At 42.6% G+C, this 14,071-nt stretch carries 14 protein-coding genes and 1 pseudogene; 13 read left to right on the plus strand and 2 right to left on the minus strand.

Annotated features, from left to right (window positions below; translation table 11 throughout):
• Window positions 1-508, minus strand: a 508-nt coding sequence (locus ACLOR3_RS03530; protein WP_412037002.1) for an amino acid ABC transporter ATP-binding protein, incomplete at its 3' end; no start/stop codon positions are given.
• A complete protein-coding gene (locus ACLOR3_RS03535) occupies window positions 508-2,715 on the minus strand; it encodes an ABC transporter substrate-binding protein/permease (protein ID WP_411400392.1) in 2,208 nt (735 codons plus the stop codon). The genes ACLOR3_RS03535 and ACLOR3_RS03530, both read right to left, overlap by 1 nt.
• A gap of 263 nt (window positions 2,716-2,978) precedes the next feature.
• On the opposite strand from ACLOR3_RS03535, the gene ACLOR3_RS03540 reads away from it, so the two are divergent.
• The 13 genes and pseudogenes from ACLOR3_RS03540 to ACLOR3_RS03600 all read left to right on the plus strand — a co-directional run.
• The gene (locus ACLOR3_RS03540; protein WP_195213867.1) at window positions 2,979-3,926 is read left to right on the plus strand and encodes a CPBP family intramembrane glutamic endopeptidase; all 948 of its coding nucleotides are present in this window, start codon (window positions 2,979-2,981) and stop codon (window positions 3,924-3,926) included.
• Between the two features lie 142 nt (window positions 3,927-4,068).
• Window positions 4,069-6,057, plus strand: coding sequence for an excinuclease ABC subunit UvrB (uvrB, locus tag ACLOR3_RS03545; protein WP_411400391.1), 1,989 nt, complete (start codon window positions 4,069-4,071; stop codon window positions 6,055-6,057).
• A gap of 13 nt (window positions 6,058-6,070) precedes the next feature.
• Window positions 6,071-6,694, plus strand: a complete 624-nt coding sequence (locus ACLOR3_RS03550; protein WP_411400390.1) for an NAD(P)H-dependent oxidoreductase — start codon at window positions 6,071-6,073, stop codon at window positions 6,692-6,694.
• A gap of 519 nt (window positions 6,695-7,213) precedes the next feature.
• Entirely contained in the window at window positions 7,214-7,645 is a 432-nt protein-coding gene (locus ACLOR3_RS03555; RefSeq protein WP_411400389.1) for a hypothetical protein, read from the plus strand.
• A gap of 26 nt (window positions 7,646-7,671) precedes the next feature.
• Window positions 7,672-8,139 (plus strand): 8-oxo-dGTP diphosphatase, encoded by a 468-nt coding sequence (locus ACLOR3_RS03560; RefSeq protein ID WP_411400388.1) that lies wholly within the window; start codon window positions 7,672-7,674, stop codon window positions 8,137-8,139.
• Window positions 8,140-8,241: 102 nt separating this feature from the next.
• The gene (locus ACLOR3_RS03565; RefSeq protein ID WP_006596274.1) at window positions 8,242-8,646 is read left to right on the plus strand and encodes a PaaI family thioesterase; all 405 of its coding nucleotides are present in this window, start codon (window positions 8,242-8,244) and stop codon (window positions 8,644-8,646) included.
• Window positions 8,621-9,391 (plus strand): HAD family hydrolase, encoded by a 771-nt coding sequence (locus ACLOR3_RS03570; protein ID WP_411400387.1) that lies wholly within the window; start codon window positions 8,621-8,623, stop codon window positions 9,389-9,391. The genes ACLOR3_RS03565 and ACLOR3_RS03570 overlap by 26 nt, the downstream gene beginning before the upstream one ends.
• A gap of 109 nt (window positions 9,392-9,500) precedes the next feature.
• Entirely contained in the window at window positions 9,501-9,836 is a 336-nt protein-coding gene (locus ACLOR3_RS03575) for a zinc ribbon domain-containing protein YjdM (RefSeq protein ID WP_009731127.1), read from the plus strand.
• Window positions 9,837-10,080: 244 nt separating this feature from the next.
• On the plus strand, window positions 10,081-10,719 hold the full coding sequence (locus ACLOR3_RS03580; RefSeq protein ID WP_411400386.1) for a Pr6Pr family membrane protein: 639 nt from the start codon (window positions 10,081-10,083) through the stop codon (window positions 10,717-10,719).
• A gap of 243 nt (window positions 10,720-10,962) precedes the next feature.
• Complete coding sequence (gene pyrR / locus ACLOR3_RS03585; RefSeq protein ID WP_006596278.1) at window positions 10,963-11,484, plus strand: bifunctional pyr operon transcriptional regulator/uracil phosphoribosyltransferase PyrR; 522 nt, start codon at window positions 10,963-10,965, stop codon at window positions 11,482-11,484.
• A gap of 93 nt (window positions 11,485-11,577) precedes the next feature.
• Window positions 11,578-12,495: an aspartate carbamoyltransferase catalytic subunit gene (locus tag ACLOR3_RS03590; protein WP_048690641.1), complete on the plus strand. Its 918-nt coding sequence runs from the start codon at window positions 11,578-11,580 to the stop codon at window positions 12,493-12,495.
• 90 nt (window positions 12,496-12,585) lie between these two features.
• Window positions 12,586-13,683: a carbamoyl phosphate synthase small subunit gene (locus ACLOR3_RS03595; protein ID WP_411400385.1), complete on the plus strand. Its 1,098-nt coding sequence runs from the start codon at window positions 12,586-12,588 to the stop codon at window positions 13,681-13,683.
• Window positions 13,680-14,071, plus strand: a pseudogene (locus tag ACLOR3_RS03600) (ATP-binding protein); the annotation flags it as partial. The gene ACLOR3_RS03595 and the pseudogene ACLOR3_RS03600, both read left to right, overlap by 4 nt.

A 14,071-nucleotide genomic window follows, 5' to 3' on the forward strand; every position in this document is an offset into this window, starting at 1 on the left:
CAGAAGTCGGTTCGTCAAAGAGCATGACGTCTGGCTTCATAGCGAGACCACGCGCAATGGCTACCCGCTGTTTCTGACCACCTGACAAGCTATCAGGAGAGACATCAGCTTTGTCAGCCAGTCCAACCTTTTCCAAGAGTTCCATCGCTAGTTCTCTAGCTTCTTCACGATTCATGCGTTTGTGCTCTAAAGGAGCAAACATGATGTTTTCGATAACACTCATATGAGGGAAGAGGTTGAAGTGCTGGAAGACCATCCCAACATTTTCACGGACGATATCAATGTTGGTTTTTGGATCAGTAAGATCATAGCCGTTCACGGTAATCTGTCCCTTGGTGACTTCTTCGAGAAGATTGAGACTGCGTAGGAAGGTGGATTTACCAGAACCAGATGGTCCGATGATACAAACCACATCTCCTTCGTAGAATTTTGTTGAGATGCCTTTAAGGACCTCATTTTCACCGTAATATTTGTGGAGGTCATGGACATCAATTTTTAATTTAGCCATTAGTTAGCCCTCTTTTCTAATTGTTTTGCAAAGCGTGTCAATAAGGTAATGATGATGAGGTAGAAGACGGCAAGGATCGCATACATCTTGAAACTTTGGTAGTTTCGAGCGATGATAATCTTACCAGTCTGGAAGAGCTCGACCAAACCGATCGCAGACACGATAGTCGTATCTTTCAGTGCAATAACGAATTGGTTGACAAAGTTTGGAAGCATCAGTTTAGTTGCTTGAGGCAAGATAATCTTGCGCATGGTCTTGCTGTATGAAATCCCGAGGCTTCGGCTGGCTTCCATCTGACCAGCAGGAACTGCTTGAATCCCTCCTCGAACAATCTCAGCAATATAAGCAGCAGCATTGAGGGAGAGAGCGATGGTACCTGCAAGGAAGTCATTGATTGGGGATTGGTGACCGGTCATGGACTCGATCAAATTGGGAATTCCCCAGAAGATGAAGGCAGCAAGGATCATCAGTGGGATACCACGGATGACATCGACGAAGATCTCAGCTGTCCAACGAAGCCATTTATAAGGACTCACACTGAACATTCCAAAGATGATCCCAATCACCATAGCGATCGCAAATGATAGAAGTGCTAGTGCAATAGTGACCCCAAGTCCACTTAACAATTGTTTGTAGTTGTTTTGGAGCAAGCCCCAGATAGTCGTTTCATCCACTGAAGTAGATTCTGTGCTTTCTTCGCTATCGCTTGAAAGGTACTTATCCAAGATCTTTTGGTATTGGCCACTTTCTTTTAAGTTGGCCAAACCGTTGTTAAACATTTCAATCAATTCAGGGTTCGAATCTTTTTGAACAGCAAAGGCAATCTGACCACTTGGAGTTCCTTCGATAGGTGTTTTGAATTTACGTCCTTGTTTAATGGCATATTTGATGACAGGTTCGTCATCCATGATAGCAACTACAGAACCAGAGTTCAAGCTGTCATACATAGAAGCCCCATCTGAGAAGGTTTTGATTTTATAGCCATACTTGCTCTTGTTTTCCTCGAGGAAAGTTTGAGAAGCAGTACCATTTTTGACACCGACTGTTTTTCCTTTTAGGTCTTCGTAGGAAGAAATGTTACTACTTTCTTGAACAGCAAGAATTGAATTTGTTGTGTAGTATGGGTCAGAGAAGTCAAAGGTTGCCTTACGTGCATCTGTCACAGTCATGCCGGCAATCATTCCGTCCGCATTTCCATTCTGAACATCACTGACGGCGGCATCAAAACCAGGGTTGCTAATTTCTAGGGTAAAGCCTTGGTCTTTGGCAATGGCCTTAATTAATTCCATATCAATCCCAGTGTATTTACTTTGATCATTTTGGAAGACGAAGGGAGCAAAAGAGGAATCACTAGAAATTTTGTAGGTTTTCTTCTTTGGAGTCGCCTTTTGGCCGGCTTCAGTGCTCGTTTCAGGAACAGCAGAAGTGCTAGCGGTAGTAGTTGTTGTTGAAGATGATGATTGGCTGCTACCAGTCCATTTTTCAATAATTTGGTCCAATGTACCATCTTTCTTCATTTGAGCAAGAGCTGTATTGAATTGTTTAATGAGGTTTTCATGAGAACCATCCTTCTTGACCCCAAAGGCAAAGCTTCCGACAGCTTCTCCTTCCATATTAATAGAAAGATCTTGGCCTTGCTTAATGGCATATTCGATAACAGGTTGGTCGTCCATAATGGCATCCACTGCACCGGTTGATAAACTATTGTTCATCAAATCACTGGTATCGAATGTCTTGATCGTATATCCGTACTTGTCCTTGTTCTTCTGAAGGAAGCGTTGAGCAGCTGTACCGTTTTTGACTCCGACCGTTTTTCCTTTGAGCTGGTCATAGGAAGTGATTTTGTTAGCTTTCTTAGTCGCAATCACGACTTTTGTATCATAGTAGGTATCAGACATCGCAAAGACTTGCTCACGTTCCTTGGTCTTGGTCATCCCTGCCATAATGGCATCGGCTTGACCAGCTTGAACTGCATTGACCGCTGCATCAAAGCCTGGGAACGATTTTTCTAAGGTCCATCCGTTAATTTCAGCGACCTTATCCAAGATTTCAACGTCAATTCCTTTATAAACTTGGTCTGAGTCTTTAAATTCGAAGGGCGCATATGCTGTATCGAAAACGACTTTTACAGTTTCAGCCTGTGCTTGACTCGCAAAGGCGAATAGTGGAAATAAGAAAAGCAAACATGCTACTAGTTTTTTCTTCATTTCGTTCTCCTTTATATCTAATCCAGTTGTCTCGAGTAGAGCAATGGAAGGGATACCCAAAAGGGCTCAAAAAAATAAAGAATTCATACTGAAAACAAGTATGAATTTCAATCATTTATTTTTTACAAGTATTATCATATCATAAATAAAACCTAAAATCAAGAATTTCAACCATCTCATGTGAGGTTATCTAACATGATTTAATCTTGCAGTCTTAGATTTTCTTTGCTACAATGGACCTATTAGATAAATGGAGGTTGATCATGAAGAAAGGGAAGATTATTCAAGATATAAAAACTAACACCTCATGGCCAGTACTTGTTTCTACACTATTCTATGTATTTTTAACCTTCCTATTTGTTGAAGGTGGGCTTTGGTTTGGGAGTGAGTTTGTAGGACCATTTTCTCTAGTCATAGAGTTTTTAACAGAGCTCTTTTCACCAGGCAATGGAGGAGCGAGTGTCCAAGAATTTTTCTACCATTATTTTCTTTATTATGAGCTTTTCAGTTTTGTATTCATTCTCTTACTCTTTATTTTTTGGGTGAAGTTTATTGAGAAGAATCCTCTATCGACTTTAGGTTTTGTAAAAAAGAATTGGCTCAAGTATCTAGGTTGGGGGATCTTGCTTTCACTGCTTCAAATGGGTGTGATTGCCCTTGTCTACCAGTTGGGTGGAATTGGGTCTTTTGAGCTTAATGAATTAAGTTTAGAACCCATTCTCTTTATTCTAGGCTTATTCCCATTTTGGCTCCTTCAAGGAGGAACGGAAGAAGTTGCGACTCGGGGTTGGCTCCTAACTCGGATTGCTGCAAGAACTAATTTGCCTTTAGCGATCGCGATTTCTAGTAGTCTCTTTGGCTTTCTTCATCTGGGAAATTCAGGAGTGACCTTCTTATCCGTACTGAATATCATCCTCGATGGAGTGCTAGCTGGTCTTCTCCTTATCTACACCGATAGTATCTGGCTAGTGGTTGCCCAACACGGTACTTGGAACTATGTACAAGGGAATCTCCTTGGTTTTCAAGTCAGTGGGACGGGCGCAGATGCTTCGATTTTTAGTTTTACCATGGGATCTGGTCCCGACTGGTTGACCGGAGGGGCATTTGGTGCAGAAGGATCGATCATCACAACTCTGGTTCTTCTTGTATCCCTAGTGATTGTTTATCGTTTAGGGGAGAGGAGAGAAAGAGCTGTTACTGAACAAGTGTGAAATCACTGAAAGGTAATAATGATGAATAAGGAGACAGGTTCTTGAGCCTGTCTTTTTTCTGTACAAGGTTCCTCTCTTCAAAAGTCAGAGAAATATCATCTATTATGGTAAAATAAGGGAAGTATAATCAAAGGAAGAAAGTATGATTAATCGAGTAACTGATAACAAATTTAAACTAGTATCCAAATACCAACCGTCTGGGGATCAACCGCAGGCCATTGAGCAGTTGGTGGATAACATCGAGGGTGGCGAGAAGGCGCAAATCCTGATGGGAGCAACTGGTACGGGGAAGACCTATACCATGAGCCAGGTTATTGCCCAGGTCAATAAACCGACCCTGGTCATCGCCCACAATAAAACCCTAGCGGGCCAGCTCTATGGGGAGTTCAAGGAATTTTTCCCTGAAAATGCGGTCGAGTACTTCGTATCTTACTACGATTACTACCAGCCAGAAGCTTATGTGCCATCTAGCGATACCTACATCGAAAAGGATAGTTCGGTCAATGATGAGATTGATAAACTACGTCACTCAGCAACCTCAGCTTTGTTAGAGCGTAACGATGTCATCGTTGTAGCTTCCGTCTCTTGTATTTATGGTTTGGGTTCGCCGAAGGAATATGCCGATAGCGTGGTGAGCCTGCGTCCAGGTCTGGAGATTTCTCGTGATAAACTGCTCAATGACCTGGTGGACATCCAGTTTGAGCGCAATGACATCGACTTTCAACGGGGGAAATTCCGTGTTCGTGGAGATGTGGTAGAGATTTTCCCAGCTTCGCGTGATGAACATGCCTTCCGGGTGGAGTTTTTCGGGGACGAGATTGAGCGGATTCGGGAGATTGAAGCTTTGACAGGCCAGGTTCTGGGAAATGTGGACCACTTGGCAATTTTCCCAGCCACTCACTTCGTGACCAATGATGACCATATGGAAGTGGCCATCGCCAAAATTCAAGCGGAACTTGAGGAGCAGTTGAAGGTCTTTGAAAAAGAAGGAAAACTCCTAGAAGCTCAACGCTTGAAACAACGGACCGAGTATGATATTGAAATGCTACGGGAGATGGGCTACACCAATGGGGTTGAAAACTACTCTCGGCATATGGATGGCCGGAGTGAAGGAGAGCCGCCTTACACCCTTCTTGACTTCTTCCCAGAAGATTTCCTCATCATGATCGATGAAAGTCACATGACCATGGGACAGATCAAGGGCATGTACAATGGAGACCGCTCGCGCAAGGAGATGCTGGTCAACTATGGTTTCCGTTTGCCATCTGCCTTGGACAACCGGCCACTGCGTCGGGAGGAGTTTGAAAGCCATGTCCACCAGATCGTCTATGTGTCTGCGACACCGGGTGATTATGAGATGAAACAAACCGATACCATCATCGAGCAGATCATTCGTCCGACCGGTCTTCTCGATCCTGAGGTGGAAGTGCGCCCTACCATGGGACAAATGGACGATCTCTTGGGTGAAATCAATGCGCGTGTAGAACGTGGTGAGCGGACCTTTGTCACCACTCTGACCAAGAAGATGGCAGAAGACTTGACCGACTACTTCAAGGAAATGGGGGTCAAGGTCAAATACATGCACTCGGACATTAAGACCTTGGAGCGGACGGAGATTATCCGCGATTTGCGTTTGGGTGTCTTTGATGTCTTGGTCGGAATCAACCTTCTTCGGGAAGGGATTGACGTACCGGAAGTGAGTCTAGTTGCCATCCTCGATGCGGATAAGGAAGGTTTTCTCCGTAATGAACGTGGCCTTATTCAAACCATTGGTCGTGCAGCCCGTAATAGTGAGGGGCACGTGATCATGTATGCGGACACCATGACTCAGTCTATGCAAAAAGCCATCGATGAAACAGCCCGTCGTCGTAAAATCCAGATGGCTTATAATGAAGAACACGGTATTGTGCCACAAACTATTAAGAAGGAAATCCGTGACCTCATCTCTGTTACCAAGGCGGTAGCTAAGGAAGAAGACAAGGAAGTAGATATCACCAGTCTCAACCGCCAAGAGCGCAAGGAACTGGTCAAGAAGTTGCAAGGCCAGATGCAAGAAGCCGTCGAAGTGCTTGACTTTGAGTTAGCAGCGCAAATCCGCGATATGATGTTGGAAGTCAAGGCGTTGGATTAAAAGGAGGGAAAGTATGAAAATTCTAGTCATCAATGGGCATCCGGATAAGGAAAGTTACTGTCAGGCTATTTTTCAAACCATTGTCGAAACTATTGACTTAAAGCACCACGAGCTTAAAGTGATCAATCTCAATGAAGAGGACTTTGATCCTATTCTTCGCTATGGTTATCGAAAGCGGATGGAGGAAGATTCCTTTATCCTTCGTTCTCAAGAATGGATCCAGTGGGCGGATCACCTGATCTTTGTCTATCCCATCTGGTGGAGTAGTATGCCGAGCCTTATGAAAGGTTGGATTGATCGGGTCTTCACACCTGGGATTGCATACTCGGCCAATGATCAGGGAAGCTTTATCTGGAATTACCTGAGAGGCAAGCAATTTAAGAAGTTACTCAAAGGCAAAACGGCTAGTATTTATGCGACTTCGATGGCGCCTACTTGGTGGTACAAGATCTTTTCAGGCCCTCTCAACATTCCTGATAGTTATGGTATCTCTGTTTTGAAAAATGCCGTCTTGAACCACTGTGGGATTAAAACCAAGCGTGTCTGCATCTTGGGTGAAGTCGGACGAGATGTGAACACCGCTAGCATGCGGGAACAGCATCTTCAAAAGGTAGCAGCAGAAGTCAAGAAACTTTGATCAGAGACAGGAGACTACTGATAAGTTAGTGTCTTTAGTTGTATTTTGATTGGCTTTTGGTTAAACTATTAAAATAATCTATAAAACATAGGAATGATTCAATATGCTACTTTTTATCTATATGATCTATGTCATTTATTCACTATCAAAAATGAAAAGAGAAGGTAAAAGAGTCTCAATTTTTACTAAGTTGATTGTTTACGGCTTATTGATACTCTCTTCATTTATGCTCTATTTCAGTTTATTGTCATTTTTATTTAGTCCGTTGCCATTTTTTGGCTTTCTAGCTGCTCTTGCTATTGGGGGCGTGATGCTCTCTCTGAGATTGATCATTGCCATTCTTTTACTTTTGTTATCTCTCAGCCTATTCTTGGATAGTAAAAATAGTGATCCGGATACGCCTCTGATTGATCATTGGCTACGGTTGGCCGTCCATATTCTGTTGATCATTATTTAAGGGGAGCACGCTATTCGTTTTATTTTAAATCTCGACCAATGTTTACATAGGAGAGGTTAATTATGGGAAAGTATTTGAATCTGTTTAGGATCCTGTATCTAATTCTTTTACTTTTTGTTTTTGCTAACTTTGTATTAGGCTACAATGGTTACGCCTTTACTCCGCTCTTGTGGAATCCTTGGTTATATCTAGGAGCTGTGATAGTTTTTTGTCATATCTGGTATTGCTTTTATCGAACTCACGCAGTCAATTGGAAGAATGTAGTGGGGCTACTGTTTAGTTTCTTTGCTAGCCTGATCTTAGTATTATTCATTGTGTTTTTCTTTAGTTTTGATGGTCATGGTTCAGTAACGATACACTCGGAATATTATTTAAAAGAGAAGTCAATTGTCTTTCAGAGAGGTTCCCTTTTAGATGCCTTCGATGAATACCATGAGCTGGTAAATCCGTTTGTGATGAAAAAAGAGATAAAGAAAAAAGTTTATATTGATTAATTGTCAATATCATAGAAAGGAAATATATGTCACGCACAACGCCTACTATACTGTGCAATCTTTGCATGGTCGAAGATCTTGAAAATGGGAAGGTCGTCCTCCAATACCGCTCACCTGAAAAGACTCACTGGGCTGGCTATGCTTTTCCAGGTGGCCATATTGAAGAAGGCGAGAGTCTGGTCGAGTCAGTTATCCGTGAGATTAAAGAAGAAACTGGCCTCACCATTTTCAACCCCCGATTAGTCGCTGTAAAAAACTGGCAGTTAGAGGATGGCATCCGCTACATCGTCTTTTGCTACAAAGCGACAGAATTTACAGGCCAGCTAAGATCGTCTGATGAAGGAGAAGTTTCTTGGGTTGAGAAGGATCAATTAGAAAAGTTGGACTTGTCCTACGACATGCTACCTCTGCTGGAAGTGATGGAAGACCCGGACTTGTCTGAGTTCTATTATCGCAAACGGACAGACGATGATTGGGAAAAATTTCGCTATTAAGGAGTTGGGTACACCAGCTCTTTTCTTATTCTTGTAAGAAGTGGAAAAAAGTAGTATGATGGAAGGGTTTAGGAATACCTGATCTAGGGGGATTTATTTTATATGAAGGATTTTCACTTTGATGCTATAGCAGCATTTGAAAATTATGAGATTGAAACCATGAGAGATGGCCATGTGGTGGTGACAACCAAGGTGGTCGAATCGTCACTTAATTATTATGGAAATGCGCATGGAGGATATCTCTTTACCCTGTGTGACCAGATCAGTGGCTTGGTCGTGATTTCACAGGGAGTAGATGGTGTGACCTTGCAGTCTTCCATCAATTATTTGAAAGCAGGGCGCCTAGGAGATGTCCTAACGATTCACGGGGAATGTGTCCACAGTGGCCGGACTACTCGGGTTGTCGATGTCGATATTACCAATCAGGAAGGTGCCAATGTCTGTAAGGCCACCTTTACCATGTTTGTAACGGGAGAAAGAGATGAATCAGCAAAAGTACGCATTTAAAAACTATATTTTTGATTTTTATGGAACCTTGGTCGATATCGAAACCGATGAGTCGAGTCCAGTCTTGTGGGAGACCATGGCCAAGATCTACCAGTCCTATGGAGCTCATTATACAGGGGAAAGCCTGCAAGTTCGCTATAAGGAGTTGGTGAAGCAAGCTGAGCAAAGTATCGCTCGGGAAAAACAGGTCACTTATCCGGAGATTGATTTGACCGTGATTTTAGTTCAGCTCTATCTAGAGAGTCATCCAACTGGAGCTAGTGTCCATCATCTTAAAGAATGGGGACGCTTGATCGCTCGGACCTTCCGTGTCCTCTCTCGCAAACGATTAGAGCTCTATCCGCACACGAAAGAAGTCTTAGAAGATATGAAGGCTGAAGGGTGTCGGATCTATCTCTTATCCAATGCCCAAGCGGACTTTACCAACCCAGAGATTGATTTGGTCGGCTTGAGAGAGTTTTTCCACGACATTTATCTGTCGTCTGATGCAGGGATTTGCAAACCTCAGCGCGAATTTCTCATGAAAGTCATCAAAGAACACCAGTTGAATCCTGATAAAACAGTCATGGTAGGGAATGACTTCACTACAGATGTGGCTGTAGCGAAAAGTATTGGCATGCAAAGTATCTTGATCAATACCTTCCCCTACTCGGACGAAGAATTACAGAATAGGAGCCAAGCAGGAGTGAGCGTGATTCGAGACATTCAGGAGTTGCAAGAAGATAAAGGTGATTATCAATTTTAGGAGGCCAAGTTGCCTCTTCTTTTATTGAAAATGCTTCAATAGAACGGTATTTGTCAAATTTCCCCTTTCATGGTATACTATGGGAGTTAATTTTGATAAGGAGATTGAAATGAATAACTTACCAAACTGTCCAAAATGTAATTCGGAATATGTCTATGAAGATGGTGCCCTCTTGGTCTGTCCAGAGTGTGCTTATGAATGGAACCCAGCTGAAGTCGTAGAAGAAGAAGGTGTTGTAGCCATCGACGCGAATGGAAATAAATTGGCTGATGGCGATACTGTCACCTTGATCAAAGACTTGAAAGTGAAGGGTGCACCAAAAGATTTGAAACAAGGTACGCGCGTGAAAAACATTCGTATCGTCGAAGGCGACCACAACATCGATTGTAAGATTGACGGCTTTGGTGCAATGAAACTTAAATCAGAATTTGTGAAGAAGATCTAAAGAAAAGAAGAAATAGTTCTATATAAAGTATACAAATTAATAGAGTTGTTTAAGTTTATAAGGAACTTTCCGCTGTGAGAAAAGTACTTGAAACAGTATTGTTTCAAGTACTCGGGAGTTTTGAAACTTTGGGTTCAAAACTAAGTCATGGAACTTCGAAGAAGTTCGCTGACGTCCGTCTTCACTTAAGGAAAGTTCCTGATTAAACTGAAGGGCCTAAACCCTTTTCTTTTGGGAGAATACTATGAAATTCAAACTATTGTTTAGCTATCGTTTTCTATTGTTTATCTTGAGTGTAATCGGCGTTTATCTGCAACTGACCAAGCATGGTGGCTTTGGGATGATGCTCTATTACACCATTTTGTCCAACATGTTGGTCATGTTCTTTATGGGGGACATGGTCTGGCGCATGCTTCGTGGTCGTTCGACCCAGACACAGGGCTATCTTCGTTTAAAAGGTGGTGTCACCATGTCTATCATGATCACCTGTGTCATCTACCACTTTATGCTAGCACCCATCGCGACACCTGAGAAGTTTTACCGCTTGGAAAACTTCCTCTGTCACTACATTGTTCCTTTGATGTTCTTCTTTGACACCCTGGTGATTGATAAACCGAAACAATACCGTAAGTCGGATCCATTGGCTTGGACCCTGCTTCCCGTACTCTATATGGTCTTTGCTCTTCTCAACGGTTTGGTTCTTAAGTGGCCAGTTCCAGGGGCAAAAGACAGTCCTTTCCCTTATTTCTTTATCAATGTCAATCGTTTTGGATGGCTTTATGTTGTTAAGATGGCGACCATCATTTTTGTCGCTTATTTACTAGCTGGATGTGGCTTGTTTGCCTTGAAGAAGATTGGGAAAAAAGGAACAGATCATCTTTAAATAAAAGATTTGTTGATGTAAATCCGAACATTAGTAGAAAATAATGAGTTTTTTCTTGCATCCCACTATAAACTGTGATATAGTATGGATAATTAAATAGTCCTTTAATCCTGTCCCGTGAGGCAGGCAAGGAGTCTGATCAAAATAAGGGGTGAACTAGATGCGTTCTAGGTCTTATCTCTTGATATTTTTCTGAAGCCTCCTTGAAAAGGGAGGCTTTTTTCTATCAATTAGGAGGAAAAGATGAAGATCAAAGAAGTCGTTGATGATTTGACCATGAAGCGAGCTATTACTCGCATCACTTATGAAATCATCGAACGGAATAAGGATCTGAGCCAAATTGTTTTGGTAGGGATCAAAACTCGTGGCGTTTTCATTGCCAATCGCATCAAAGAAAGGTTAGCACAGCTAGAGCAAATAGAAGTTCCAGTCTGTGAATTGGATACCAAGCCTTTCCGTGATGATATCAAAGTAACAGAAGATTCAACCGTTTTACCAGTAGATATTACTGGCAAAGATGTCATCCTGATTGATGATGTCCTTTATACAGGTCGGACCATTCGAGCAGCCATCGATAATCTTGTCAGTCGTGGACGTCCATCGCGTGTCAGCCTCGCAGTCCTAGTGGATCGTGGTCATAGAGAATTGCCGATCCGACCAGATTATGTTGGAAAGAACATTCCAACAAGTCGATCAGAGGAAATCATTGTCGAGATGACTGAGCTGGATGGTCAAGATCGTATCTTGATCGAGGTGAGTGAATAAGGTAGTTTTCAAATCGTCGCTATATACAGGAGTGACTGAGGAAGCTTCCTGTATCGTTTTCACATATGCATATCTTTGGAATGGAGTTACAACATGTCTACAAATCAAATCGCACTTAAAAACCTTGTCTCAATGGAAGCTTTATCAAACGAAGAAGTTATGGCCTTGATTAAGCGTGGTATTGAGTTTAAAAATGGAGCAAAAGCTCATTATGATGAGCAACATATCGTGGCTAACCTCTTCTTTGAGTCATCAACACGTACGCACAAAGCATTTGAAGTGGCTGAGTTGAAATTAGGTTGTGACCTCCTTGACTTTGATGTGAAAACGAGCTCTGTAAACAAGGGTGAAACTCTGTACGATACCATTTTGACCATGTCAGCTCTCGGAGTTGATATCTGCGTCATCCGTCACCCAGAAGTAGACTACTACAAGCAATTGATTGAAAGTCCAACTATCACAGCCTCTATTGTCAACGGGGGAGATGGATCTGGTCAACACCCAAGCCAAAGTTTACTAGACTTGATGACCATCTATCAAGAGTTTGGTCACTTTGATGGACTTAAGGTTTGTATCGCTGGTGACTTGGATCACTCACGGGTGGCAAAATCAAATATGCAAATCTTGAAACGTTTGGGAGCAACCCTCTACTTTGCAGGCCCAGACGAATGGAGAAGTGCGGAATTTGAAGAATACGGAACCTTTGTGACGATTGATGAAGTGATTGAAGAAGTTGATGTTATGATGTTCCTCCGTGTGCAACACGAGCGTCATGATTATGAGTCTCTCTTCTCAAAAGAGAACTACCATCGTTTGCATGGCTTGACACAAGAACGCTATGATCGTATGAAAGACACAGCCATCTTGATGCACCCAGCTCCAGTAAACCGTGATGTGGAGATTGCTGACCACTTGGTAGAAGCTCCTAAATCACGCATCGTGGAGCAAATGACCAACGGTGTCTTTGTCCGCATGGCTATCATCGAAGCGGTTTTAGCTGGACGGAAATAATAGAGTAAGAAAATAGAAAGGGGAAGTGAGGGAGTCTACAAAAAGGTGGTCTTTTCTCACTTTTCTTTTTGGAGTTTGTAAGGAGAATTTATGGTAAAACGTCTCTTAGTATTAGAAGATGGGACGGTTTTTGAAGGAACTGGTTTTGGAGCTGATACATATGTCAGTGGGGAATTGGTCTTAAATTCTGCCATGACGGGTTATCAGGAGTTGATTACCGACCAGTCCTATAAGGGGCAAATATTAGCCTTTACTTTTCCAGTTATTGGTACAACTGGGATAAACCGAGATGATTATGAATCTATTTTTCCTGGGTGTCTAGCAGTGGTAGTGCACCAATTAGCGAGTCATCCCAGTAATTGGCGCAAACAGTTATCCTTAGATGCTTACCTGAAAAAACACAATATTCCAGGGATCCAAGGAGTCGATACTCGAAAGCTGGCTAAAATTGTCACTGAACATGGAAGTATGAAGGCTACAGTGGTCAATGAAGGGGATGCGATTGAGCATATCTTAGACCAGCTCCGGGCAACTGTCTTGCCTTTTGACCAAGTCCGCCAGGTGTCGACCAAAACCCCCTATGCTGCACCAGGATTTGGGAAGAGTATCGTCTTGATCGACTTGGGCTTACGGCATTCCGTTTTGCGTCAATTGATTGCACGAGGTTGTAACGTCACGGTCGTTCCTTATTCTATTAAATTGAAGGAATTGAAGGATTTGCAGCCGGATGGCATTATTCTATCCAGTGGTCCAGGGAATCCTCATCATATCGATGGTATTTGCCAGGTCATTGCTAAAATCGATCCTCATATTCCAATTATGGGAATCGGCTTGGGGGCAGAGTTGCTGGCCCTTGCCCACGGGGGAAGCCTCGCTAAACTAAAAAGTCCTCATCGAGGACTTAACATTCCTGTAAAAGAAGTTGCTACTGGAAAAGTCGAAATCACTAGCCAGAATCATCAGTACAACATCGAGCGCGATACTCTTCCACGAGATTTTCTGATCACCCATGAGGAGCTTCATGATCACTCTATCGAGGCCTTTCGTCACCGCTATCTTCCCTTGATTGGTGTTCTCTACCATATTGAGTCCAGTCCAGGACCAAGGGAAAGTCTCTATTTCTATGACGAATTTATGGATCTGATTGAAAGTAAATTAGACGAAAGCAGGGAGGAGTTATGGTCATGAATCAAGTAACGCTTTTGTGTGCAGAATCCTTCAATGATGTCAGTTTGCTTGGAGCACTCACGTCTTCTCCCTTATTAAAAGAACGTGGCTACCAGACAGAAATCCTCTATTGTGGAGACGAGAACGGAATCACCAAAGAAGAAGGAGATGCTGTTTCCGTTATTCGTTTAAAGTTGGACAGTCTCAAAGAAGCCCTTCTAGCGACGAAAACCAAAAATTTACTGCTGTCTTTTGCGGATAAGCAAGTCCTTGGTCTTTTATTCCGATTGGAAGAAATTGGGTTTCTCAAGGAACACAAAATCCGTATTCTAGGAACTTCGCTTAGGCAGTACCGTACCTTTTACCACCAGGCAGACCAAAAGTCATTTCTACAGGACTTAGGTTATCA

The sequence above is a fragment of the Streptococcus intestinihominis genome, from assembly GCF_046824975.1.
GTDB lineage: Bacteria > Bacillota > Bacilli > Lactobacillales > Streptococcaceae > Streptococcus.